Here is a 26,345-nt window from a genome sequence, read left to right as displayed (position 1 = left end):
CTATGTAATGTTAATATTTCTTTACTATTCTTTCTAAATTTTCTATTGAAATCGTTTAAATATTTGATAAAAAATGTATTTTTACATAGTATAAAAAATAATAATGTCACACGATTTAAGTAATTATAGAAAATCATACGAAAAAAAAGAGTTGCTAAAAAGTAACTGTCCTGAAAACCCTATTGAATTATTTAGAAATTGGTTTTTTGCTGCTGATGCATCAGAAATGGTTGTTGAAAGTAATGCCATGAATGTTTCATCGATAGGTTTAGATGGTTTTCCTAAAAACAGAATTGTATTATTAAAAAAATATACTTGGGAAGGGTTTATTTTTTACACAAATTACAATTCAGAAAAAGGAAAAGCAATACTTAATAACGGTAATGTTTGTTTATCTTTTTTTTGGGCAGGCTTAGAACAACAAATAATCATCAAAGGAAAAGCCGAGAAATTAGCTGAGAATTTATCAGATGGATATTTTGAGTCAAGACCAGATGGAAGTAAATTAGGTGCTTGGGCATCTAACCAAAGTGAGACCGTTAACTCTCGTAAACAACTTGATACACAATTAAAAGAAACCTCTGATAAATTTGAAGGAAAAGAAATTACACGTCCACCACATTGGGGCGGATTTATTGTAAAACCTATTTCAATTGAATTTTGGCAAGGACGACCTAACAGAATGCATGATCGTATAAGATATACTTTAGAAGAAGATTTCTCTTGGAAAATGGAACGTTTAGCTCCTTAAATTACATATTTACATATCTTTAAAATTAAATGAAAACACTTTATATTGTTCGTCACGCAAAATCATCTTGGTTATACGAAGGTATAGAAGATATCGATAGACCTTTAAAAGAACGTGGTATTAATGACGCACATCTTTTCTCAAAACATTTAGCTAAAGAAATTATAAGACCAGATGTTTTTGTTTCTAGTAGTGCTAATAGAGCTTTACATACTGCTATTATATTTTGTGATAACTTTAAATATCCGCTTTCTAACCTGCAGATAAAACGTCAATTATATAATTTTAGTGATGGATATTTAGTAAAAGTAGTAAATGCTTTAGATGATAATTTTGATAGTGCAATTATATTTAGTCACGATCATGGTATTAATACTTTTGTAAATAAATTTGGTGATACACCAATATTACACGTACCTACCTGCGGAATTATTGGTATTCAGTTTAAAGATAATCATTGGAAAAACTTAAAAAAAGGAAACACTATTTTAGTAGATTTCCCTAAAAATCATAGATAAAATTATATATTTTGAAAATTAAAAAATATGGCGCTATAGATATTGGTTCTAATGCCGTAAGACTCTTAATATCAAATGTTATTGAGCAAAAAGACAAAGAACCTTTATTTAAAAAATCATCTCTAGTACGAGTTCCAATTCGTTTAGGTAGTGACTCCTTTGTTTCTGGTATAATATCAAAAGAAAATATCGATCGAATGGTTGATGCTATGGCTGCTTTTAAACTGATAATGAAAGTTCATGGTGTTGAAAAATATAAAGCATGCGCTACCTCGGCTATGAGGGAAGCTGAAAATGGCACGGAAGTTATAGACACTATTTTAAAAAAAACCGAAATTCAAATTGATGTTATTGACGGTAAAAAAGAAGCTGCTATTATTTTTTCTACAGATTTACACCACTTAATTAAATCGGAATCAACCTATCTTTATGTTGATGTTGGTGGTGGTAGTACAGAATTCACCTTGTTTTCAAAAGGTAGAATTGTAAAATCAAAATCTTTTAAAATAGGTACTGTTCGATTAATTAATAATAAAAAAACAGAAAACAATATTATTTTTAAAGAAGTACAAGAATGGGTTGAAGAGAATACTAAAAACTACAAACGAATTTCTCTTATTGGTTCTGGTGGAAATATTAATAAAATATTTAAAATGTCAGGTAGAGAAGTTGGAAAACCAATCTCTTATATTTATTTAAATGCACAGTATCAATTTTTAAAAAATATGACTTACAAAGACCGAATTTCTGAGTTAAGTTTAAACCCTGATAGAGCTGATGTTATTGTTCCTGCAACTAAAATATATCTTTCAGCAATGAAATGGAGTGGTGCTAGAAAAATATTTGTACCTAAAATAGGACTATCAGATGGTATTATTAAAAGCCTATACTTCAACAACCTATAATTAACTTTAACATAGCTTTAAGACTCCTTAAAAAATGTTATATTTGTTTATATGTGACTTTCAATTATGTTGTGTGTCACATAACAAACTAATAATCTTTAAAAAAATTTTACTTATTATGAAAAAACTACTATTAACGGGAGCTTTATTAGCTTTCTACTTCACTGCCTCGGCACAAGATTTGCCGACAAATGCAGAACCCGGAAAATGTTATGTACGTTGTAAAACTCCAGAAGTATGGAAAAACCAAGATGTAACTATTGAAATAGCGCCAGCCTATAAAAGAATTGTTACACATCCAACTGAGTACAAATCTGTAACTGAAAGCGTTTTAGTTGACGAAGGAAGTCAGAAATTGGTTATTGTACCAGCTAAATACACAACTGAAACATATTCTGTTGTTAGTAAAGAAGCTAGTCAACGTATTGAAAGAGCTTTATCTAAACCTTCTTCTGCTACAGAAACTATAGTAACAAAAGAAGCTTCACAAAGATTAGAGTTAGTTCCTGCTAAATATGAAATGCGTGATGTTGTTGTTGTTACTAAAGAAGCTTCTCAACGTTTAGAAATCGTTCCTGCTAAATACGAAACAAGAGATGTTGTTGTTGTTACTAGAGAAGCTAGTCAACGTTTAGTTAAGATACCTGCTAAATCAAGTGTTGTAACTGAATCAATTGTTGTTAAAGAAGCTGCTCAACGTTTAGAAATTGTTCCTGCTAAATATGAAATGCGTGATGTTGTTGTTACTGTTAAAGAAGCATCTCAACGTATTGAAGTTGTACCTGCTAAATATGAAATGCGTGATGTTACTGTAATGGTAAAAGAAGCTTCTCAGCGTTTAGTTGTAGTTCCTGCTGTTTACGGAACTGAAACTATTTCTTACAAGAAAAGAGATTATGGTTCTAAATTAAGTGTTATACCTGCATCATTTAATAACGATAGTGAAACTATTGAAATTAAAGCAAAATCTGCTAGATGGCAAATGAGCGAAAAAGCACCTGATTGTGAATCTTCTGACCCTAACGACTGTCGTTACTGGTGTTATAAAGAAGTACCTGCACAATACCAAACAATTAATAAAACTGTTTTAGGTAAAAATGCTACTGTTGTTTCTACTCCTGAGTGTAACGAAAGTACTTCTCCTAATGGATGTGGTAACGCTACTTATACAAAAAGAGTTGTTAAAACACCTCCTACGACTAGAGTTATTGATATCCCTGAAGTAACTAAAGTTATTAAGAAAAGAGTTATGGTAACTCCTCCTACAACTAGAGCTATTGATGTTCCTGCTATAACTAAAGTTATCAAGAAAAGAGTTATGACAACTCCTCCTTCAACTAGAACTATAGCTATTCCTGAAGTAACTCAAACAGTAAAAAGAACTGTTATTACTCCTGAAACAACTAGAGTTGTTGAAATTCCTGAAATAACTAAAATAGTTAAGAAAACAGTTATGGTAACTCCTCCATCAACTAGAACAATAGCTATTCCTGAAGTAACAAAAATTATTAAGAAAAGAGTAATGGCAACTCCTCCTTCAACAAGAGTTATTGCTATTCCTGAAGTTACTACTACAATTAAAAGAGCTATTCCTGCAGTTACTACAACTAAAGTTATTGATATTCCTGAAGTTACTACTACAATGAGTAAAACTGTAATGGCAACTCCTCCTACATCTACAGAGATTAAAGGAAAAGCTGTTTATAGAACTTTAAAGAAAACTGTTTTAGTTAAAGATGCTTGGAAAGAAGAAATTCCTGTAGCTGCTAAATATAAATCAATTAGTCAAGAAGTATTAGTTTCTAAAGGTGGATTAACATCTTGGAAAGAAGTTGAATGTAAATTAGTTGAAAACACTCTGTTACCAATCAACTGGAACTTAGGTAGTTCAACATTAACTTCTGGTGCTAAACGTTTAATTGACACTAGGTTATTACCAATTTTAAAAACTGGTGTAGCTGCAGCTGTTGAATCTCATACAGATGCAAGAGGTAGTAATGTAAACAACCAATCTTTATCTGAAAGAAGAGCAAGATCAGTTGTAAACTATTTAATTTCTAAAGGAGTTAACGCTAGTCAATTAACTGCTAATGGTTATGGTGAAAGCAAATTAACTAACAGATGTGCTGATGGTGTTTCTTGTACAGAACGTGAGCATGCTGCTAACCGTAGAACAACTTTTAGAGTTATTAATCAGAAATAATTCTGAATACTACTTCTAAAAAAATAAATAAAAAAAACCGAGCTTATGCTCGGTTTTTTGCTTTTAAAATAGTTTTAACTATTGTTAAGAATTTTTTATCGCTAAAAAATTGAATCCGTCAAACTAAATTTATTTCAATTTCACATCCTGATTTTCCGTAGTTTTATCAAAAGCGATATTTTAATCCAATATTTGCTTGTAATTGATTCCCTTCTCTATTATTACTAAGTTCTTCTGTTAAATAACCAAACCCTACAGATACATTATAATTATGACTTACTGATTTTGTAGCTCCTAAATTTATATAATAAGAATTTAAATTTGGATTAGGTATAACCTGTGTAAATCTTGATGATTCATCAGGAGAAATACCTGTTCCTACTCTTAAAAATAAATAATCTTCGGCACTTTTATAATAATAACGAATATTTGCTTGATAATTCTGTATAAAATCATCACCTATTTTGGGTCCAATAAATACACGAGCATTTAAATAAAATTTATTTTGATAAGAAGTAGCTCCAATTACATAAGATGTAAAATCATCTGTATTATAACTTAAATAACGAAAACCAGCTTCAACCTCAAGCCACTTTAAAACAGTATAATATATTGATGATTTTATCCCTAAATTTTGAAAAAAATCTGATTTAGAAGAACCACTAACATTAACAAATCCATATATTTTTTGATTAAATACAGGATACGATTCTAGCTCATATAAAAATGCATCATCAATAAAACGTTTGCTATGAGTTATACGTACTCCTACTGAATGCATCCCTATAAAATTCATGTATTCTAATTGAGTAGTATGCCACGTTTTTTGAGTTGAGTATTCTTTTTTAAAAGTAGTTATATCGTAATAAACACCTATCTGATTCTTATTGATTTTTTTAAGAAGTAAACGATATCTATATTTTTGTTTATCATTTAATATACGCTTACTTATTTTATACATTACATTTCTAGTACTTCGAATGTCTTTAAATCGAAAATAAGATTCGGCAACAAATAAATCAAAATCAGAATTATTCTTATAAAACACATCAACTTCATTAATAAAATCGGTGAGTCTTTTAGTCGTTTCAATTTTATTTAGCTGATTAAATACAAATATTTTATAATCTTCAGATTTATCTAAAGACAAAAGCTTTAATAAGTCTTTTTTTGATGAATCTAAATCGAGTAATTGTTGAGATATTTTTATACGTAAAACACGAATATCAATATATTCAGGAGCTATATTAAGTGCCTTATTTACTATTAAAAATGCTTTATTATATTCTTTATTTTTGTATAAATAATTAGCTTTATAATATAAAGAATCTACATTTACCGAAATATCTTGTGCTTGAATTATCGTTAAATAAAATAGACAAAAAACAGTTATTATTTTTCTAAAAAACACAATCTCTTTATCAAATATCATCATTCGTATATTTTAACTTTCTTGGTTTTCTTCTTCATTAAAACCTTCTCTAGACATAGTACCCCAACCTGTATCTATTTTAAATATCTTCTTAAAAAAACCTTTTAACTGCGCATATAACATTATAGGATGACTATAAAAAGACTCTACATAAGAGGCTATTAATAATTGTAAAATCATTTTTGGTTTTGAGTAATGCTTATAGTGTATCGAATACATTAATATAGCAACAGTAGAAAATAAACATCCTAATAAATAAACAGCTATAGCCAAAAGAATTGCAACTGGCCAATAAATAAAATCATTAACTATATAATATATTATATATAGCATCCCTAAAAATTCTACTATAGGAGCTCCTAATTCAAAGAAAACCCAATATGGAAAAAAGAACTTCCCCATATTACCATATTTTTTATTGAAAAATAACTTTCTATGTTTATACATTGTTTCCCATAAGCCACGCGCCCAACGATCTCGCTGTGAAATGTAAATTTTAAAATCAGGAGGAGCCTCTGTCCAACATAAAACTTCAGGAATATAAACAACCTTATATGGTTCTTTTAAGTCTTCCATATGTTTTCGTAATCGTATACACAGCTCTAAATCTTCACCAATAGTATCTTTGTCAAGTCCACCAACCTCGAGTAATCTATGTCTTGAATACAAGCCAAAAGCTCCTGAAACAAGCATCAAACCATTAATGTGTCCCCAAGCCATACGACCTAATAAAAAAGCTCTAATATATTCGACTATTTGTATGCGTGGTAACATTTTTTCAGGCATTTTCACCTCTTTAAGAATACCATTTTTAATTACAGAATCATTTGCTAAACCAATGATACCACCACTCGCTATTACTTCTCTTTCTGTAGCTTCAATATAAGGACGCACCATTTTTAATAAAGCATCTTGCTCTATAATACAATCAGCATCAGTACATAATACCAAGTCTGATTTTGCGAAAATTATCCCACAATTAATAGCATCAGAACGCCCTCCATTTAGTTTATCTACTACTGTTAAATTAACATATTTTGGAATTGAACTTTTATAAATTGTTTTAATTTCTTCACATGATATTCCTGTTGTATTTTTTTTAAAAGGAATTTCAATTAAATTAAAAACATTTATTAATTGACTCATAGAATCATCACTACTTCCGTCATTTACTATAATTAATTCATAGAACGGATATTGTATCGACAATAATGATGTTACATTTGTTATAATTGTTTTTCCTTCATTGTAAGCAGGTGCTATTAAACTTATAGAAGGTAAATCATGAGAACCTTTAATATAATGAACGTTTAAAAAAGTAGCCTTTTTTTTTGATTTTTTAATAGCTTTTGATGCTAAAAAAATTAATAAGAAATAAATAAAAAAAATTAAAACACCGTAAATAAAAAAGAAGTATTCAATACTACTTCTAACAAAATAATCCATAAACTAAGCTTATTTTTAACTTTAATACACTGCAGAAAATAAACTAGTATACTTCTACTTTCATACTAGTATTATTACTTTTATTTAAAAATTCAACTTCAATTGTTTTGATTTCATCAACAGATGTTTCTAAAACTCTTAAGGTTTCAACAGCTATATTTATTAACTTATAATTATTCGAAAAAAGTTGCTCTGTAACATAAGATTTATACTGTTCTAACCTAAAATTTTTTATAATTCTGATTATTAATTCTATTACACTTTTATTTTCAGAAGCCAATGCCTTATTTAAATAAGCGAAATCTAACTCATCTTTGGTTTGTGCTAACTTTTCAATAATTCTGATTTGTTGCCACAATGAAATTTTTTTAGTTATATAAGGAAAAAAAGATAAGCTCCTCCACCCTAAAAAACTAACAATTGCTATTTGTGCTTCACGTCGTACTAAAGTGTTTTCATCATCTTTATAACGACTAATTATTTTAATGTTTTTTTCTAACTCAAATTCATAAGATAACCATATTGCTTTAGCTTTAACATACCAATTTTTGCTAAGCATTTTTTTAGCAAGTATATTATTTACTCGTAAATATTTAAAAATTTTTTGAAATTTCTTCTTCTTAGAAAACTTTACAACACGATTAAATTTAACAAATATAGCTGCTGATCTCCAAAGATATTCTGAATCTTTTTTTAGGTATTTTTTTAAACTTTTAAGCTTCTTTTCAGTTTCTTTTATTTCAACATTTGAATAAACGGAAATAATTCCTTCTAAAAATTCTTTTTCAAATTTTATTTTATTTTTAGCATGAACTTTTTTTTCTTTTATAAAAAAGATAATAAAACCCCATAATAAAACAAGTAAAAAAGATAAAACAGCTACAATAATACATAGGATATTAAAGACACTCATAAATAACAATTAATCGATTTTTGGATATCTAAAGAAGTAAAAGGAAAAGAAATAAAATCATTGATTCCTATTTTTTTAGCAAGATGTACAATAACATCTTGATCTATTTCAGACATTACAACAATGGGTGACTCATTCGCCATTTTTTTTAAGTCTTCTAAATATTGAAAAGTAAAACTACCTTTCATTGCTGCATCAGTAATAATAAGATCGTATTTATTATCTTTAAGCGTTGTTACTGTTTCATCATATGAATTAGTAATTTTAAAAATAGTGTTTACTGATGATAACATCATTTTAATCAAAGATGAAATACTAACATCATTATTTACTATTAAAATACTCTTTTTCATGTCTTATTAAATAAAGTGAAAACTATTTTTTAGTTTTATTAAATTCAAAAATAAAAGGGGAACTTTTATTTAAAAAGCACTAGAAATTCATACTTGATATAATTCAAACCAATTATATCAAGTATAAAACAGTAATTTTTAGACATGCAAATATTCCTATTTAACTTTAAATTAAATAGGAACATTGATTAATAAAACATTAATTTTATGTAAAAAGAAAGACTATTTAACTAAATTTATTTCTATTTTAAGTTCTTTTTGTAACCAATTTTTAAGTTCTTTTTCTTTGTCCTTAATTATTGAATCAGAAATTTTAGAACTCCATTTAACTGATAATTCTGGAATAGTATCAATCTTAATAAAGTCTTTTGAAGATAATCTTTTAGAAAAACTAATAGCTTTAATATCATTAAATCTAATTTTAGCTTCTTTTGCTATTTTACTAAATGGTACAGTATTTTTATCTCTATTTAAAGCCTCTTGTTCTATACTATTATTTAATGTTGAAATAGTTTTTTGTAAGTCTTGTATTTCTCTTTGTAATCCTTTAATAATATTATCTTTTTCATCTAAATCAACAATTGCTCTATCATAAGCATCAACTACTCTATCTACACTACGTGCTTTATTTTCATTTACAACTAACTCGTAAACATCTAATTTAGGATATGTTTTTAATTCATTTCTTAAAAAAGTTTCTGTAGCATCTGTTACATCACCATTAAAAAACAAGCTGATTTTTTTACTTTTCTTATCTATATTTTCTCGCTGTAACCATAAATCTTTATTAGCAAATACTTCCTCTTTTAAAAATTTATCATAATTAGCTTTAACAACACTCTCTTTATAAACACTAACAAAAGTAAATATTGCAGGAACCATTACTAAAAAAGCAACAAAAGAAGCAATTTGTGCTATTCTTTTTCTTTTTTCAGAATTCACATAACGAATCATTGTAAATCCTAATAATTTCAATACTACAAAAGTAGCTAATGCTATAAAAATAGTATTAATAGTAAACAGATACATTGCGCCAAAAAAGTAATCAAAATTACCAATAGCCAAACCATACCCAGCTGTACATAAAGGTGGCATTAATGCCGTAGCAATTGCAACTCCAAAAATTACCGATGCTATTGTTCCTTTTTTTGTACGAGCTATAATTAAAGCTAAACCACCAAAAAAGGCAATTAATACATCTCTAATATCAGGTTTTACTCTACCTAATAATTCTGATGTTTCTTCTTTTAAAGGAAACAAAAAGAAAAACAAAAATGCTGTTAATAAACTTAAAACAATCATGGTTGCTAAATTTACCATTGATTTTTTTAAGGTGTCAATATCATTAATAGCCAACGACATTCCTATTCCTAAAATAGGTCCCATTAATGGAGATATTAACATCGCTCCAATAACAACCGCTGTTGAATTTGCATTTAAACCAATAGATGCAACGAATATTGAACAAATTAAAATCCAAGCTGTAGCACCTTTAAAAGGAATATCTACTTTTATCGCTTCAATAGTTGCTTCTTGATCCGTATCATCACGAAAATCTAACAGCTCTACCAAAAACTTTTTAAAACTTTCCCATAAACCTTTTGCATCCTCATGAACAGCCTGTTTAGACTCCGCTACATTTTTATCTTTATTTATCTTTTCTTCCATATATATTTATTTTTTATAACGCAGGAAAGATACAAAATTTCGCTTTATTTTATAAAAACAAAAAAGCTCGAAGAAATATCTTCGAGCTTTTTATTTATAATTTTAAAATAAGAGTTACTTAATGTTTAGTTTCTTTTTTAAACCTTTTGAAACTCCATCTTTATGTAATAATACAGAAATTGTTTTTAATTTAAAATAAGGGACAGACATATAAATATATCCTTTATTTCCTACTTTTGAACCCCAAGAATTTTTTACTTTGAAATACTTATTTCCTTTCTGATCTTTCATTAATCCGACAATGTGCATTAAATGATCATCTGTAGTATTAAAGTTTTCAAATTCTGATTGACGAAAACTTGGTGTAATATTCTTTTCTTTAACTAATTCAGTTAAACCTTTTTTACCTTCTGAACTGCTAGCAGGAATAATTGCAATACCATTTTTTGATGAAAATGTTTTTTCAGAAACATCACAGTCTAAAGCAATTGTATATCCTTTTTTAATAGCATTTTCTGTTACTGAAACTAATTCATCTAATGAAACATTATGAAATGCCCCGTTTGAAAAATTATCAGGAATATTCAATACAAATTCATCATACATTTTTGCATGCTGAAAAGAAGTTAATGAAACATAATTTTCAGGGTTAATTTTGATGTGTTCTGCAAAACTTTTTGGAGTATAACTAGCTCCATCAAAATTAAATGTTTTTTTATTTTCACCTAAATAAACATCTAAAACACTTTCTGTTGCTTTTTTCCATCTAGGGCTTAATTCTTTAGCTGGATTTTTAATGTAAGCGTTTAACATCGATTTTAAAACTTCAACAACCTCTGCATGATTATGTCTATCTTGACCAGCATCTAAACCTGAAAAAACTTGCTCAGGAGCTAACCCGTAATTTGCTACCGAATTAATTACATCGTGTGCTAAACCTCCCTGACTAAATTGTGCTTTTCCTTGACGATATAAATAATTATTAGCTTTTTCTGAATACGTATTACGAACCGTATACATTTCTGATAAATCAATATTTTTACCTGTTAATCTTATAACTTCCGATTCTAAAAATGAAGTTGTTGAAAAACTCCAGCAAGTACCTGTACTTCCTTGACTTTTTACCTGAGTACTTTCTACGTCTTCTACTGTTTTGAATTTGTATTGTTGAGCTGTAATTGAACCGATACTTAAAAAGCAAAAAGCGGCTCCGATAAACAAGTTTTTCATGGAATAAATTTAAGTTAGACGAGCAATTTACTATTTTTTAACAGAATATTAAAAATTTAGACATATTAAAAATCTACAATCACTCCTATTCTTGGTAAAACATTACCCGATGTACTTTCTATTTCTTCTAAAACATATCTTGATGAATCATTAGGGTTTGAAACTCGTCCATCAGCATCTTCTATTGGTAATAAAAAAGGTTGCTCACTAGCACTACTAGCGTAAACATTCTGAATATCAACATATAAATTAATAGCTACTTTCTTTAAAAACCATGTTTTATCAACTCTTAAATCTAATTGTGTGTATGTATCAAAACGTTTTTCATTTAATCTTGAAAAGTCTAAAATAGCTCCATTTGCAACATCATAATTAGTTTTTAATGATGAAGCATTTCTATCATAAGGCGTGTAAGGTCTTCCTCCAACTAATCTAAATTTAGTTCCTATTTCCCAATTTTTCTTTAATTTTTTTCCTGCCGTTATTGTTAAAAGATGTTTATTATCCCAAGTAGAAGGAATATAACTTCCTAAAGCATCTTTAAATTCACTTCTCACAAAAGTATATGAAGCTAATCCGTATAAACCATTAAATGATTTTTTCTGAGCCAAAACTTCAAAACCATAAGCACGTCCTTTTGAATTAGAAACGACCTCTTCATTTCCTACAACACCAAAATCAGCTCCTAAATTTGCCAAACTAATTTGATTTCTTACTGAAAATGGATAATTATCATATGCTTTATAAAATCCTTCAAAAGTAATTTTAGAACTCGTATTTGGTTTGTATGATAATCCACTTACAAAATGGTCTGACTGTATATATTTTAATCCTTTTTTGTTGATAAATTCTCCTGAATTATCTTTAAACCCTAAAACAGTATAAGACGGTAATTGATAATAACGCCCTACCGATGAACTTAAACTCATTTTATCATTTAAGCTATAATTTAGTGAAAGCCTTGGCGAAAATTGATTGAATGAATTTTTCATTTCTTTATTATAATCAACACCATCAATTCTAAATCCGAAGGAAACACCTAATTTATTATTTAAATATTCTTTTGATATCTGACCAAAAACACCATATTTAATAAAATTGATATCAGAATTAAAAGTATCTTCAAAAACTCCTTGAGAATTTGCCACTTTTCGATACGTATTATTTAAATAAGTAGCCGTTTCTATGTTTGTACCTATGTTAACTTTATAATTATTTGAAGTGCTAAAATTATTTTCATATCGAAACTTAGTTTCTATTTCTTTAGAATTATAATCTAACAATAAATTTGCTGGTACTTCTTGATTCAAAAAATATTTTTCAGCAGTATTTTTCAACTCATTTCTACTTAAAACCACTAAATGTGTCGAGTTTTCAGCAAAATACTTATAACTAGCACCAACCGTATAATTCCATTGACTATTTACAGGAACAGTGTTTAAAACAATATTATTTCTTTTTAAAATATCTTCATCTGTTATATCATCATTTACAGATTCATTCAATTTAAAATTATCGATTGCTCCTAAAGCAATTATTGATAATTCACTATTTTTTGATAATTGCGATTTTACATTTAACTGAAAATCGTTATAAGTTGGTAAAAAAGGTAATTTTATCAGCTTGAATAAAAACTGCAAATATGATTGACGAACAGACAACATAAAAGTAGTATTATCACCTAAAGGACCATCTAAAGTAATTCCTGCATCAGAAGTTCCTAAAGTAGCTCTTGTATTTAAAGCAGTTGGATTTCCTTGTTTTTGTGTAAATTCTATAACCGAACTTAACGTATTTCCTCTATTTGCAGGAAAAGCACTCGAATAAAAATCAACCTTACGAATTAAATCGGCATTCATTATTCCTACAGGTCCACCAGTTGCGCCTTGTGTTTGAAAATGATTAATTACAGGAACTTCAATACCATCTAAATAAAATTTATTTTCAGATGTTGCGCCTCCTCTAATTATAATATCATTTCTAAAACCAGGATTAGAAGCAACACCAGGAAAAGATTGAATTACTTTTAAAACATCTCTATTTCCTCCGGGATTTTTTTCAATTTCAGCAACTCCTAAAGATTGTAAAGACAACGGACTTTGTACCGATTTTTTAAACAAATTAGCCTTTACCTCAACTTCATTTAAATTAGTCTCACTTTCTTTTAATTCAATGGTTACAAACGGGATATTATCATTTGTAACTAAATATTCATCAGAAATTAACGTTTCATAACCAATAAACGATACTTGTATTTTATTATATCCTAAAGGAATATTAGTTATTTTAAAAGCTCCATTTTCATCAGAAACAACTCCTTTTGTGGTTCCATAAACCAATACATTTACAAAAGGAATAACATCTCTTGTTTTAGCATCAATTATTTTTCCTGAAATAGCACCATTATTTTTATCTTGACTTACTACAATTAATGTCTGTAATAAGATTATTAATATAAATACTTTCTTCATAAATAAAACAATTTTCAACTAGCTAAAGTACATAATGTTCAATAAAAATAAATTGAATTTCATCAAAAAATATGAAAATTTTATATCAATAAAAACAGCTCTTTTAGTTTTATAAACTAAAAGAGCTATTATGTAAAATAGTCTGTTAGTGAACAAGTTTTAGTTCTTCTACAGGTCCAAAAAACTCATAATTTATATGATTATTATCAACATTTAAATCATCTAAAATATCTAAAACATTTGCCATAAAAGGCGTTGGTCCACAAAAATAGAAATCGCTATTATTAGAAATTTCTAAATAATTTAAAATTTCTTTTGTTAAATATCCTTGATAATCATAATTTTCACCTAATACATCACTTTTTAAAGGATTACTATAAACTGATACCGAAGCTGAGTTATCTCTTAGCAACGCATCAATTTCATTTTTAAAAGCATGAGTATCGCTATTTAAAGCACATTGGATAATTATAATTTCTTGATTTTTATTTTTAACAGCCTCTTTAAACATACTCAATATAGGTGTAACTCCTATACCTCCACTTATTAAAACTAATGGTTGAGTAGTTTCTTGTAAAACAAATTCTCCTGAAGGCATCCCTATTAATAAAGTATCACCAATAGTAACATCAGAATGTAGATAATTTGAAACTATTCCATCAGGATTACCAGTTTCTTTTTTAACACTAATTCTTAAATAATCTTTATCATTAGAATCTGACATACTATAATTTCGAGTATGCTTATGAGGTGTATTTGGTATTTCAATATTTAAAGCAATATATTGCCCAGCAATAAAACTAGGTACTGGCTCTTCATCTTTTCTTTTCAAATAAAATGATGTAATCACATCATTTTCAAATATTTTATTAACTACCACAAACTCTTTCATACCTCTAAAACCACCTATACTACTTTCTTTATCAGTATAAATAGCCTCTTCTTTACTAACAAAAATAGCTGCTAAATCTCCATAAGCCTCTGCCCAAGCATCCATTATTTCAGGGGTTGCTGCATCACCTAAAACATCTTTGATTGCTGCTAATAAATTTTCTCCTACAATAGGATATCCTTCTTTTGGTATAGACAAACTTACATGTTTTTGTACAATGGTATCTACCATACCACCTAACATTTCTAATTTATCAATATGTTGCGCATATTTAAAAACAGCATTTGCTAATGCTTTCGGTTGATTTCCTTTTTTTTGATTAGTCATGTTAAAAATATCTTTTAACTCTGGATGATTTTCAAAAAGTAATCTATAAAAAACTTTCGTAATAGCTTCTCCATGTTGTTCTAAAACTGGGGCTGTTGATTTTACGATTTCAATTGTTTTTTTACTTGCCATAATTAATTGTATTTAATTTATCTTTTAATTTTGAAAATGAATAAATAATTAATAAACCTGTTGTAATTGGATATAAAACATACCAATAACCTAAACTTTCTATTTCTGAATTAGACAATAACGGAATAAGAGTTATAGCTCCTGCAGGAGGATAACTTATATCAAGAAGGTTCATTATTAAAATACAAGAGCTTATCGCTAGTATTATTTTAATGATTAAATCGAAATCAAACTCATTTAACAATACACCAATAAAAGCCGCTAGTATCGAACTAATAAACACTTTAATAGCTGAATGTTTTATTGTATTATTTGAAAAAACTAAAACTGCAGAAGCTCCAAAAGCAGCTATAATATAAGTAGTCTCAATTCCATTAAATAAAAATTTATGAAACAAATAAATACAGGTAAAACATGCTATTGATAGTAAGTAGTTTACTATGTTATTCATTTTCTTAACTTTGTTGAGTGGCAAAACTACTTTACTATATTTGTAATAACCTATGACTTAAATCATATGATAAAAGAAAAAACATTAAAAGAATATGGTTGTGAAATCGTTCATTTTTCAAAAGGAGAGTATCTTTTTGAAAAAGGAAATAGTCCTAAATACTACTATCAAATTATAAGTGGTGGTGTAAAAATGAATTACTATAATGAAAGTGGTAATGAATTTATTCAAGGTATTTTTGGTAAAAACAGAAGTTTTGGTGAACCACCTTTGTTAATTGATACAAATTATCCTGCAAACGCAATAGCTTTAAACTCATTAAAGGTTTATCGTTTAAAAAAAGAAATTTTTAAAGAGCTATTATTAAATAATAATGAAGTGCATTATGCTTTTACAAAAATGATTTCTAAAAGACTTTATTTTAAAGCAACTATAGCAAATGGTATTACATCTAATTCTGCGGAAGAAGCTATTTTAACTCTTTTAAATTACTTAAAAAATGATATTCACGAAAACAACCTACCTTTTAATTTAAAAATAGATTTTACAAGAAAAAACATCGCCGGTTTACTAGGCTTAAGTATTGAAGCTACAATTAGAACCATCAAAAAAATGGAAGCTAAAAAATTAGTAAAAATCATTAACAAAAAAATATATTATTAAATTTAAAACATAAAAAAAAGCCTCAGTTTTACTGAGGCTTTTTTTATAATATACTTTTATTTAATAATTAAAAGTCCCAAATTCACTATTTATAGTAAGTTTTTTGGTTTCAGAAGCTTCTACTCTACCTACAATTTGTGCATTCACATTGTACGATTTTGAAATCGCTATAATATCATCTGCAACTTCAGGAGATACATAAATTTCCATTCTATGACCACAGTTAAATACTTGATACATTTCTTTCCAATCTGTTTTTGATTGCTCTTGTATCAATTTAAATAAAGGCGGAACTGGAAACATATTATCTTTTACAATATGTAACTCATCAACAAAATGTAAAATTTTAGTTTGCGCTCCACCAGAACAATGAATCATTCCGTGAACCGTATCAGAATTAAATTTTGATAAAATTTCTTTAATAATTGGTGCATATGTTCTTGTTGGAGATAAAACTAATTTACCTGCATCAATTGGAGAATTTTCAACAGCATCTGTTAATTTCATTTTCCCCGAATACACTAAATCCTCAGGAACAGCTGCATCAAAACTTTCAGGATATTTGGTTGCTAAATAGTTGTCAAAAACATCATGACGAGCAGATGTTAATCCATTAGAACCCATTCCACCATTATACTCAGTTTCATAAGTTGCTTGTCCAAAAGACTCCAAACCAACAATTACATCACCAGCTTTAATGTTTGCGTTATCAACAACATCAGTACGTTTCATACGAGCTGTTACGGTAGAATCTACAATAATTGTACGTACTAAATCACCAACGTCAGCAGTTTCACCACCTGTTGAATGAATAGTTACTCCAAAACCTTTTAGATCTTCAATTAACTCTTCAGTTCCGTTAATAATTGCTGATAAAACTTCACCAGGAATTTTACTTTTATTACGTCCAATTGTAGACGATAACATAATATTATCGGTTGCTCCAACACATAATAAATCATCAATATTCATTATTAATGCATCTTGTGCAATTCCTTTCCAAACAGAAATATCTCCTGTTTCTTTCCAATACATATAGGCTAACGAAGATTTTGTTCCCGCTCCGTCTGCATGCATAATTAAACAATAATCTTCATCATTGGTTAAATAATCTGGAACTATTTTACAAAAAGCTTTTGGAAATAAACCTTTATCAATATTCTTTATAGCATTGTGAACATCTTCTTTAGATGCCGATACTCCTCTTTGCGCGTAGCGTTTAGATACTTCGTTACTCATGTGTTATGTTGTTGTTGACTGCAAATTTAAAAGAATTCAAAAGGGTTTCCTATTTAATTTTTAGTTAATTCTTTTTATTACCTCTCTTTTATCTGATAAATAGCAATTCTCTATACTTTGTTAAAGGCCATAAATTGTCATCAACTAATAATTCTAACTTATCGCAATGATAGCGTATTTCATCAAAAAAGGGCTTTACTTTATTACAATAATTATCTGCATTTTTCTGACCAACAAACGTATTTGTTATTTTACGTTCTTCGGTCATTTGTTCTATTTTAGAGTTTATTCCTGCAATATGTCCTGATATTTTTTTGATTAAATCAAGCTGTTCTTTAGCATATTGTTCAAAACTAGTTCCAAAAATCTCTTTCAATCCTTTTACATTTTCGATTAATGTATTTTGATATTGAATAGCCGTAGGAATTACATGATTTCTGGCAACATCTGCCAATACTCTACTTTCAATTTGAATTCGTTTTGAATATTCTTCTAATTCAATTTCATGACGAGCAACTACTTCTATCTTATTCATCACATTCATCTCTTCAAAAAGAGCAATTGATTTTTCTGATATTTTAGCTTTTAAAGCCTCTGGAGTTGTTTTATGATTACTTAAACCACGTTTTTCGGCTTCTTTTTCCCATTCAATTCCGTAACCATCGCCTTCAAATCTAATTTTTTTTGATTCCTTAATATATTCTCTTAACACATTAAAAATGGCTTCATCTTTTTTAAGACTTTTAGCATCTATTAATTTATCTACCTCAACTTTAAATTCTTTTAACTGCTTCGCGATAACCGTATTTAAAACCGTCATTGGTCCTGCACAATTAGACCAAGAACCTACGGCACGTAATTCGAATTTATTTCCTGTAAAAGCAAAAGGAGATGTTCGGTTTCTATCCGTGTTATCTAATAATATTTCAGGAATTTTACCTACGATATTTAATTTTAAATCTGTTTTTTCTTGAGGAGATAATTTTCCTTTAGTAACGTTTTCTAATTCGTCTAATACTTCGGATAATTGCGTTCCTATAAAAACTGATATAATTGCTGGCGGAGCTTCATTTGCTCCTAATCTATGGTCATTACTTGCACTTGCTATGGATGCTCTAATTAATGCTTCATAATCATGAACTGCTTTAATTGTATTTACAAAAAAGGTTAAGAATTGTAAATTTTTCATCGGAGTTTTTCCAGGGCTCAATAAATTAACACCTGTATTGGTTGCTAAAGACCAGTTATTATGTTTTCCTGAACCATTGATTCCTTCAAAAGGTTTTTCATGAAATAAAACTTTAAACTGATGACGTTGCGATACTTTTTCCATCACATCCATTAATAATGAATTATGATCAACAGCTAAATTAGCTTCTTCAAAAATGGGAGCTAACTCAAACTGATTCGGTGCAACTTCATTATGACGTGTTTTTACAGGAACCCCCAAAAGCATTGATTCTTGCTCTAAATCACGCATAAAACTCATCACTCTATCAGGAATTGATCCAAAATAATGGTCATCTAATTGTTGTCCTTTTGCAGGAGAATGTCCTAAAAGTGTTCTTCCTGTCATCATTAAATCAGGACGAGCAGCAGCCAAAGCGGTATCGATTAAAAAATATTCCTGTTCCCATCCTAAAGTTGCATTTACTTTTGATACATTTTTATCAAAATACTTACAAACTGCTGTTGCCGATGTATCAACAGCTTGCAAAGCTCTTAATAACGGCGCTTTATTATCCAAAGCTTCTCCTGTATAAGCAACAAAAACCGTTGGAATACATAAAGTTGTACCGTACACAAATGCTGGCGATGTAGGATCCCAAGCCGTATAACCACGAGCTTCAAAAGTATTTCTTATCCCGCCATGCGGAAAACTAGAAGCATCAGGTTCTTGTTGTACTAATTGTCCACCATCAAAACGTTCCATTGCTCCACCACCTTCAATCGTTTCAAAAAAAGCATCATGTTTTTCTGCAGTTGCACCTGTTAATGGCTGAAACCAATGTGTATAATGAGTCGCATTTTTAGACAACGCCCAATCTTTCATACTTACCGCAATTTGATCGGCAATTTTTCTATCAATTTTATTTCCGAATTCAATTGCATCCATCACACTTTTATATGCAGCTTTTGTCATATACTGACGCATTGCTTGTTCGTTAAAAACATTTTTCCCAAACAATTCCGAACGACGCCCTTTTTCTTCAATAAAAACAGGTTTTCTATGTAAAATTTCTTTTAAAGCATTAAATCTTAAAGTTGACATTATATATAAGTATTAAAAAAAAAGTTAAAAAAAGTTAAAAAAGTATAAAACTGAACATCAAAAATACATAATATCATCAATTAAAAATAACAACCCCTAAAAAAATAGGGGGTAAATTAAATTAAAGTTAATTTTAAATATTTCACCCCTATAAATTTTAGCATACAATATATATTATTTATTTTTGCAACGAATTTGATCATAAAAATAGATTCTTATTATCATGGCAAAAATTAAGTTAGAGTACATTTGGTTAGATGGTTACAAACCAACACAAAACCTAAGAAGTAAAACAAAGGTTGAAGAGCACGAAAATTTTCAAGGAACACTTGAAGAGCTAAAAAACTGGTCTTTTGATGGATCTTCTACAAGACAAGCTTCAGGAGGCGCTTCTGATTGCGTTTTAAAACCTGTTGCAATTTATCCTGACCCTGCTCGTATTAACGGATATTTAGTAATGACTGAAGTTCTTAATTCTGATGGAACTCCGCACGAATCTAACGCTCGTGCTACTATTAATGATGATGATAACGATTTCTGGTTCGGTTTTGAACAAGAATATTTTATCATGGATAGAAAAACACAACTTCCTTTAGGATTTCCTGTTGGCGGATATCCTGGACCTCAAGGAATGTATTACTGTTCTGTTGGTGGAAGAAATACTCACGGTAGAGATTTCGTAGAACAACATGCTGATTTATGTATTGATGCAGGTTTAAACTTTGAAGGAATTAACCAAGAAGTTGCTTCAGGGCAATGGGAATTTCAATTATTTGCTAAAGGTGCAAAAATTGCTGGTGATGAAATCTGGATTGCTAGATATTTATTAGACAGATTAACAGAACAATATGGTTACTACATCGAGTATCACCCAAAACCTGTAAAAGGAGATTGGAATGGTTCTGGAATGCACGCAAATTTCTCTAACACTGTGTTAAGAACTTGTGGTTCTAAAGAAGTTTACATGAAAATATGTGAAGCTTTCAGACCAGTAACTAAAGAACATATCGATATTTACGGAGCTTACAACGACCAACGTTTAACAGGTTTACACGAAACTGCTTCTATTACCGATTTCAGTTATGGAATTTCAGATAGAGGTGCTTCAATTCGTATTCCTATTTTAACAGTTGATAACGATTGGAAAGGATATTTAGAAGACAGAAGACCTGCTTCAAACGGAGACCCTTATAAAATTGCTTCAAGAATTATACAAACGGTAAAACCTGTTTGCGATAATTTATAATATCTTATAAAAAATATAAAAAGCCCTTAAATTAATTTAAGGGCTTTTTTTTGTGCTATATTTTATAAAAATTATTTGAAGCAATTTCCCGCTTTCCGCACTCGCTTTTTTTATTTTTCAAAAGAAAAAAATAAAAAAGAGCTCAAACAATTGCTTCAATCGGGGCTAGAAATTTTGCTAAACTTAATAACCTTAAATTCTATTTTTTAAACAGATACTTAACTCAATTTTAAATATACAAATGTTGTATAAGCGACTAATAATATAATTCCGTGTATCCAGTTTAAACGTAATTTCTTTGGGAAAAATGCAAATGGCAATACAATAAATGAAATTGCCAACATCCAATAAATATCACTATTAACTAAACTTAAAGCATCAGTACCTAATTTTATAGGCGTAATAATTGATGTAATTCCTAAAACTGCCAAAATATTAAATACATTCGAACCAATTAAGTTTCCTAAAGAAATCGCTTTTTCCTTTTTTAATACTGCAATAATTGATGCTGCTAATTCAGGTACACTTGTTCCTACTGAAACTACTGTAACTCCAATAATTGCATCACTTACTCCCATACTTTTAGCTAAATTTGTAGCTCCATCAATTAACCATTCAGAACCTAACCACAAACAGAAACCTCCAACTGCTAAAAAAGCGATAACTTTATATACGGGCATATTTTCATCATCTTCTGAAATCTCATCAACTTCAACTGGTGTTTTCTGAAAACGTAGTAAATAAACTAAAAACACTACTAAAACAGTAAATAAAATAATACCTTCATATTGTTGAATCGTATGATCAAAAGCGATAAAGAAATACAATAATCCAGATGCAAGCATCATTATAGGCCAATCTGTTTTATAGAAATTTTTCTCAACTTCAATAGTCGATAAAATTAATGTAATACCTAATACCAAACCAATATTTGCAATATTAGAACCAATTACATTTCCCACAGCCAAACCAGGAGATCCGTTTAAAGCTGATTTAATACTAACAATCAATTCAGGTGCAGAGGTTGCAAAAGAAACAACCGTCATCCCAATTACTACTTTAGGGATATTTAATTTTAATGATAATCCTACAGCTGCTTTTAAAAGCCAATTCCCTCCAAGAACTAATAATAACAATCCTAATGCTATGTATACAATATCCATCAATATATTTTTTACGCAAATATAGAACTTTGACTTGAAAATAAACAAACACAAAAAATCTTTAAAAAAGAGCAAAACAACATTTATCAGCACTTATTTTAATTTAATTTTTAAAAAAAAGAACAAAAGCCCTTTACACAATTACACTTTAAAACAATAAATAAATTATTCAACTACAAATTAAAACACATTTATAGATAATGACATTTCATAATTAAACCATTTAATGTTATTTAAGTTATTATTTAAACTCAAATAAATCAAACTATAAATATCTTTTTGGAAATATACTTGGCTTTACTATATATTCATAAAAAATTCAAAAAACTAACTAACTTAAAATTCAAAAAAATGATTGCTATTACGCTTAAACTAATAATTATTGCAATAAAAATTGCAACAATTATCACCTTTTTATATTAATTAATTTTTAAAACCAAACAAAAATCTATGCTAACATTTATCGGAGTATTACTAATTATTACAGGATTAATAACCATTGTATTAAAATCTATTATAAAAGACAATAAAATATTAACTTGGTTTACTTTAAAAAGAAGTATTCAATTAACAGCACTTGGTGCTTTTATGAGTATTATAACAGGAATGTTTTTTTATGCAGATGCAGGTACTGCTTATGCCGTACAATACGTATCAGGAGGTGATAAAATGATAACCACTCAAGGTTTAAAATTAAAATGGTGGGGAAGAATTATTCCTTTATCATATGAAACATCAATAAAAGACATTATCGTTAAAGATGAAAGTGAATTACCAAAAAGTGATAGAGGAATTTATAATAGAAAAGCTCAAAAATGGGAATTTAGCGATGCTATTAAAGCTGAAATAAGTACTTCTGTAATTGTTGGTGTAAATATTAATGATGAAGCTGTTTTCTTAAACATGGCAGATAGAAATAGAAGTGAATCTAAATTGATTTACGGAAGAGTTTTACCAAATATTGATGCTGCTATAAAAAATACTTGTAAATTAATGGATGCTCAAGATTATATTTCTGGACAAGCTTCTGATTTTGATAGATATTTTAGAGATCAATTAGAAAATGGAATGTATCAAGTAGAACAATATTACGAAGCTGAAAATAATAATGAAATTGTAGGAGATACAACTACTATTAGAAAAATAAAAATTGGAAAATCAAGCAAACAAAAAAAGTTTAGAATAAAAAGAGCTAAAGATGGTAGTATTAGTAGAGATAACTCTAATACTTTAAAACAATATGGTTTAAAAATTTACCAAGCTCAAGTAACAGGTATAGATTGGGAAGCTTCTTTTGATGAACGTTTAGACTTACAAAAAAATGAAGTTGCACAAACTCAATTAGAAAAACAACAAGCCGAACGTGAATACTATAGAGCTAAAAAAGAAGTTGCAAAAGGAGAGTCTGAAAAAGCAAAAGAAAGAGCTAGATTAGAAAAAATTCAAATTCAACAAACTATAGAAGCAGAAACAGAAGCTAAAGTTGCTGGATTTAACCTAATAAAAGAAAAAAAGCAATTTGAAGTTGAACAATATAAAGCTAAAAGTAAAAAAGTTGCTGCAGATGCACAGTACTATGAAAATGCTAAATTAGTAAGTGCAGGTCTAACACCACAAGAAAAAGCAGAATGGGAATATAAAACAGCTGTAGGAGTAGCAGAGCAAATAAAAGACCTAAAACTACCTTCTACTTATATTGAAGGAAGTAAGAATGGAGTAAATACAAACGGAAGTCTATTACAATCCTTAATTGGTGCTAGTCTTGCTAAAAAAATGATGGAAAATAAAAAATAAAATTAGTATTTTTACTATTAGGTGAAGTAAAAGATATTTCACCTAATAGTAATAGGTTATTTTTTAAAGTATTTTTGAGGTAGAATTAAATATAAAATGAAAAAATATTTTTTTAAAGCTATAGCAAAAATAAATAAACTACTACTGCCCTCTTTTACAAAAAGAGATTTAGATATTTCTAAAGCATCTAAAATTCAATTAGCAATTATTGGGTGGCGTGCCTTTATTACTATAAATTCATTAGATTAAAAATTTTAAATTATGAAAGAACACATTAAAGTATACACAGGAACTTCAATTTTAGCAAATAGGCTTGCTTTTTTACTTGATGAAGCAAAAATTCCTAGTTTAATTAAAGATTCAAAAGAATCTGGAAGATTAGCAGGTTTTGGTTCTACAGGTGATTCTTCTGAACTATTTATATATAAATCTGATAATGAGAAATCTAAAGAGATAATAAATAACTTCAAAAAAGAGTTAGAATAATTTTTTTTTAAAAAAAGTAAAAAAAACACAATTTTATTTTTTTAAACCAGAAAACAGTTGTAGATTTGCACTCGCAATACGACGGCCTCGTGGCGCAACTGAATAGCGCACTTGATTACGGCTCAAGAGGTTGCTGGTTTGAATCCAGCCGAGGTCACAACAAAACACTAAGAATTTATTTTCTTAGTGTTTTTTGCTTTTAAAGAAGAATCTTCAAGCTATTTTTTCTTATAACAGCTCTTCAATTACTTTTACCTATCTATTTTTTATTCGTTTTGTCTTTTGTTGAAATCGTATAAATGTCTTATCGGTTTTTGTTTTTTTAATACTATCTTAGTAATTCATTAAAAATAAACGCCCAATACTATGAAAAAAACATTATTAATATTATTAATAATAATGGCACCTATTGCTATGGTAAGCCAAAAGAAAAAAACAGAAATTGTTAAAAATGTAATTGAAATTAACAAAACGAAAACTATAGATAGTTTAAAAAATCAAATAAACTTATTCCACTCCAAATTTGCTCATATTTCTAAAGAAATAACTACAGTAAAAGATTTAAATATTTCTACTGAAAAAGAATTAATTTCTTTAAGGTCAAAAACAGATTTTTATGCTACATCTTTAAATCTTCAAACAGGTTTTTATCTTTTTATAGTAGGTTTAATAGGGCTTATTACATTTGCATCTATTAATAAGAAAATAAAAAAAGTAGAAGTTAAAGCTAAAAAAAGAATAGAACTTCAAAAAGCAGAATTCGATAAAGAACTAGAAAGAATTGATAAGATTGAAGGAGATTCCTATTTTACTATGGGTAATTTAAATGTATCTCTTGCGCAATTCTGTGCTAAAGAACAAGAAACTTATGCAACAATTAATTATACATTAGAAGGAATAAAATACATCCTATTATATAGTTATTACCTCCATAATGAAAAAGAAGAAAAACTTGATTTTACTACAGGAATCTATAATTTAGAATATGTAAAAAAGTTAATTGATTTTATTTCTGATAATCCTACAGAAATAGAAAAATATGATATTAAATATGATCATAATAAGTTATTAAAAATATTAGATGAAATCGATCCAGCTAATCATACAGTTTTAAAAAATGAAATAGCAAAAGTAAGAGTAGCGTTAATTGAATTAAATAAAAAAATTGAAGAAGAAAATTTAAATTAATTTATAAAAACAAAAACCACACCTTAACACTAACCAAAAACAAAAAACACTTTTCATTTTTATTGAAAAGTGTTTCTTATTGATATCTAATCTGATTCTTTTTCTTTTAACATTTCTAAATAAACATCTTCAACATGCTCTCTAGCCCAAGTTGTTCTTCTTAAAAAACCAAGGCTTGATTTCATCGTAGGATTATTTATAAAACAACGAATATTCACACGTTCTCCCAAATACTCCCAACCATAATACGCAACTAAACTCTCTAAAATTTGAGCTAATTTTACTCCGTGAAGTGGATTATTTAATTGTTCTTGAGTAGCCTGTCTTCTTTTTCGTTTAACAGGTTTTTCTTCCTTCGAGTTTTCCTCATTTTTTAACGCTACATCTTCTGAAAACTTTGACTCCTGCTGTTTATCAGTTGGCTGATTATTATTATTATTGATATCCATTATTAATTACCCTATTTTTAATCAAAATTAGGAATTAAAATTTACTTATTTTTAATTTCAGAAGCTCCTTTTAAAACAAATTATATTAAAAAAACGAAAATATATAAAATAGAAAAGACCTTAAGCTTCCGCTTAAGGCCTTTTCATCTAACC

At 28.3% G+C, this 26,345-nt stretch carries 23 protein-coding genes and 1 tRNA gene; 11 read left to right on the top strand and 13 right to left on the bottom strand.

Annotation, left to right across the window (positions count from 1 at the left end; all coding sequences use genetic code 11):
• Positions 1-103 precede the first annotated feature (103 nt).
• From pdxH to AB0T67_RS10740, 4 genes are all read left to right on the top strand, one after another.
• Positions 104-751, top strand: coding sequence for a pyridoxamine 5'-phosphate oxidase (pdxH, locus tag AB0T67_RS10755; RefSeq protein ID WP_369220303.1), 648 nt, complete (start codon positions 104-106; stop codon positions 749-751).
• Between the two features lie 29 nt (positions 752-780).
• A complete protein-coding gene (locus tag AB0T67_RS10750) occupies positions 781-1,269 on the top strand; it encodes a SixA phosphatase family protein (RefSeq protein ID WP_369220302.1) in 489 nt (162 codons plus the stop codon).
• An 8-nt stretch (positions 1,270-1,277) separates the two neighbouring features.
• Positions 1,278-2,174, top strand: coding sequence for a Ppx/GppA phosphatase family protein (locus AB0T67_RS10745; protein ID WP_369220511.1), 897 nt, complete (start codon positions 1,278-1,280; stop codon positions 2,172-2,174).
• Positions 2,175-2,292: 118 nt separating this feature from the next.
• Positions 2,293-4,377, top strand: coding sequence for an OmpA family protein (locus tag AB0T67_RS10740; protein ID WP_369220301.1), 2,085 nt, complete (start codon positions 2,293-2,295; stop codon positions 4,375-4,377).
• A gap of 166 nt (positions 4,378-4,543) precedes the next feature.
• Here AB0T67_RS10740 and AB0T67_RS10735 read toward each other — a convergent pair whose 3' ends face one another.
• From AB0T67_RS10735 to AB0T67_RS10695, 9 genes are all read right to left on the bottom strand, one after another.
• A complete protein-coding gene (locus AB0T67_RS10735; RefSeq protein WP_369220300.1) occupies positions 4,544-5,812 on the bottom strand; it encodes a YaiO family outer membrane beta-barrel protein in 1,269 nt (422 codons plus the stop codon).
• Positions 5,813-5,821: 9 nt separating this feature from the next.
• The gene (locus tag AB0T67_RS10730) at positions 5,822-7,255 is read right to left on the bottom strand and encodes a glycosyltransferase family 2 protein (protein WP_369220299.1); all 1,434 of its coding nucleotides are present in this window, start codon (positions 7,253-7,255) and stop codon (positions 5,822-5,824) included.
• A gap of 43 nt (positions 7,256-7,298) precedes the next feature.
• Positions 7,299-8,168, bottom strand: coding sequence for a hypothetical protein (locus AB0T67_RS10725; RefSeq protein WP_369220298.1), 870 nt, complete (start codon positions 8,166-8,168; stop codon positions 7,299-7,301).
• A complete protein-coding gene (locus AB0T67_RS10720) occupies positions 8,165-8,521 on the bottom strand; it encodes a response regulator (RefSeq protein WP_369220297.1) in 357 nt (118 codons plus the stop codon). Before AB0T67_RS10720 ends, AB0T67_RS10725 begins: the two co-directional genes overlap by 4 nt.
• A gap of 222 nt (positions 8,522-8,743) precedes the next feature.
• Positions 8,744-10,189, bottom strand: coding sequence for a DUF389 domain-containing protein (locus tag AB0T67_RS10715; RefSeq protein WP_369220296.1), 1,446 nt, complete (start codon positions 10,187-10,189; stop codon positions 8,744-8,746).
• A gap of 114 nt (positions 10,190-10,303) precedes the next feature.
• Positions 10,304-11,419, bottom strand: coding sequence for a C1 family peptidase (locus AB0T67_RS10710; protein WP_369220295.1), 1,116 nt, complete (start codon positions 11,417-11,419; stop codon positions 10,304-10,306).
• Positions 11,420-11,484: 65 nt separating this feature from the next.
• Positions 11,485-13,890 carry a TonB-dependent receptor gene (locus AB0T67_RS10705; protein WP_369220294.1) on the bottom strand — a complete coding sequence of 802 codons (2,406 nt, stop codon included), beginning with the start codon at positions 13,888-13,890 and terminating at the stop codon, positions 11,485-11,487.
• Positions 13,891-14,035: 145 nt separating this feature from the next.
• Positions 14,036-15,241, bottom strand: coding sequence for an NO-inducible flavohemoprotein (gene hmpA / locus AB0T67_RS10700; protein ID WP_369220293.1), 1,206 nt, complete (start codon positions 15,239-15,241; stop codon positions 14,036-14,038).
• A complete protein-coding gene (locus tag AB0T67_RS10695) occupies positions 15,231-15,692 on the bottom strand; it encodes an HPP family protein (protein ID WP_369220292.1) in 462 nt (153 codons plus the stop codon). The genes hmpA and AB0T67_RS10695 overlap by 11 nt, the downstream gene beginning before the upstream one ends.
• A 66-nt stretch (positions 15,693-15,758) precedes the next feature.
• Between AB0T67_RS10695 and AB0T67_RS10690 the strand changes: the two genes are divergently transcribed.
• A complete protein-coding gene (locus AB0T67_RS10690; protein WP_271230562.1) occupies positions 15,759-16,355 on the top strand; it encodes a Crp/Fnr family transcriptional regulator in 597 nt (198 codons plus the stop codon).
• A 60-nt stretch (positions 16,356-16,415) separates the two neighbouring features.
• Here AB0T67_RS10690 and AB0T67_RS10685 read toward each other — a convergent pair whose 3' ends face one another.
• Positions 16,416-17,594, bottom strand: coding sequence for an AIR synthase related protein (locus AB0T67_RS10685; RefSeq protein WP_369220291.1), 1,179 nt, complete (start codon positions 17,592-17,594; stop codon positions 16,416-16,418).
• An 88-nt stretch (positions 17,595-17,682) separates the two neighbouring features.
• Complete coding sequence (locus AB0T67_RS10680; protein WP_369220290.1) at positions 17,683-19,866, bottom strand: glutamine synthetase III family protein; 2,184 nt, start codon at positions 19,864-19,866, stop codon at positions 17,683-17,685.
• 223 nt (positions 19,867-20,089) lie between these two features.
• Between AB0T67_RS10680 and AB0T67_RS10675 the strand changes: the two genes are divergently transcribed.
• On the top strand, positions 20,090-21,112 hold the full coding sequence (locus AB0T67_RS10675; RefSeq protein WP_369220289.1) for a glutamine synthetase beta-grasp domain-containing protein: 1,023 nt from the start codon (positions 20,090-20,092) through the stop codon (positions 21,110-21,112).
• Between the two features lie 218 nt (positions 21,113-21,330).
• On the opposite strand, the gene AB0T67_RS10670 is transcribed toward AB0T67_RS10675, so the two are convergent.
• Complete coding sequence (locus AB0T67_RS10670) at positions 21,331-22,275, bottom strand: calcium/sodium antiporter (protein ID WP_455432247.1); 945 nt, start codon at positions 22,273-22,275, stop codon at positions 21,331-21,333.
• A gap of 450 nt (positions 22,276-22,725) precedes the next feature.
• On the opposite strand from AB0T67_RS10670, the gene AB0T67_RS10665 reads away from it, so the two are divergent.
• The 5 genes from AB0T67_RS10665 (at position 22,726) to AB0T67_RS10645 (ending at position 25,743) form a co-directional block, all read left to right on the top strand.
• Complete coding sequence (locus AB0T67_RS10665) at positions 22,726-24,069, top strand: HlyD family secretion protein (protein ID WP_369220287.1); 1,344 nt, start codon at positions 22,726-22,728, stop codon at positions 24,067-24,069.
• A 96-nt stretch (positions 24,070-24,165) separates the two neighbouring features.
• On the top strand, positions 24,166-24,318 hold the full coding sequence (locus AB0T67_RS10660; RefSeq protein ID WP_369220285.1) for an SsrA-binding protein: 153 nt from the start codon (positions 24,166-24,168) through the stop codon (positions 24,316-24,318).
• Positions 24,319-24,330: 12 nt separating this feature from the next.
• Positions 24,331-24,555 (top strand): putative signal transducing protein, encoded by a 225-nt coding sequence (locus AB0T67_RS10655; RefSeq protein ID WP_369220284.1) that lies wholly within the window; start codon positions 24,331-24,333, stop codon positions 24,553-24,555.
• A gap of 83 nt (positions 24,556-24,638) precedes the next feature.
• Positions 24,639-24,712 (top strand) — tRNA-Arg (locus AB0T67_RS10650).
• Positions 24,713-24,921: 209 nt separating this feature from the next.
• On the top strand, positions 24,922-25,743 hold the full coding sequence (locus tag AB0T67_RS10645; RefSeq protein ID WP_369220283.1) for a hypothetical protein: 822 nt from the start codon (positions 24,922-24,924) through the stop codon (positions 25,741-25,743).
• A gap of 86 nt (positions 25,744-25,829) precedes the next feature.
• Here AB0T67_RS10645 and AB0T67_RS10640 read toward each other — a convergent pair whose 3' ends face one another.
• Positions 25,830-26,192: a VF530 family protein gene (locus tag AB0T67_RS10640; protein WP_369220282.1), complete on the bottom strand. Its 363-nt coding sequence runs from the start codon at positions 26,190-26,192 to the stop codon at positions 25,830-25,832.
• Positions 26,193-26,345: the final 153 nt, after the last annotated feature.

It is taken from the genome of Tenacibaculum salmonis (genome assembly GCF_041053065.1).
Taxonomy (GTDB): domain Bacteria; phylum Bacteroidota; class Bacteroidia; order Flavobacteriales; family Flavobacteriaceae; genus Polaribacter; species Polaribacter pacificus_A.
Note: the sequence above shows the minus strand (reverse complement) of the source record. Positions and strands in the feature narration are given on the sequence as shown.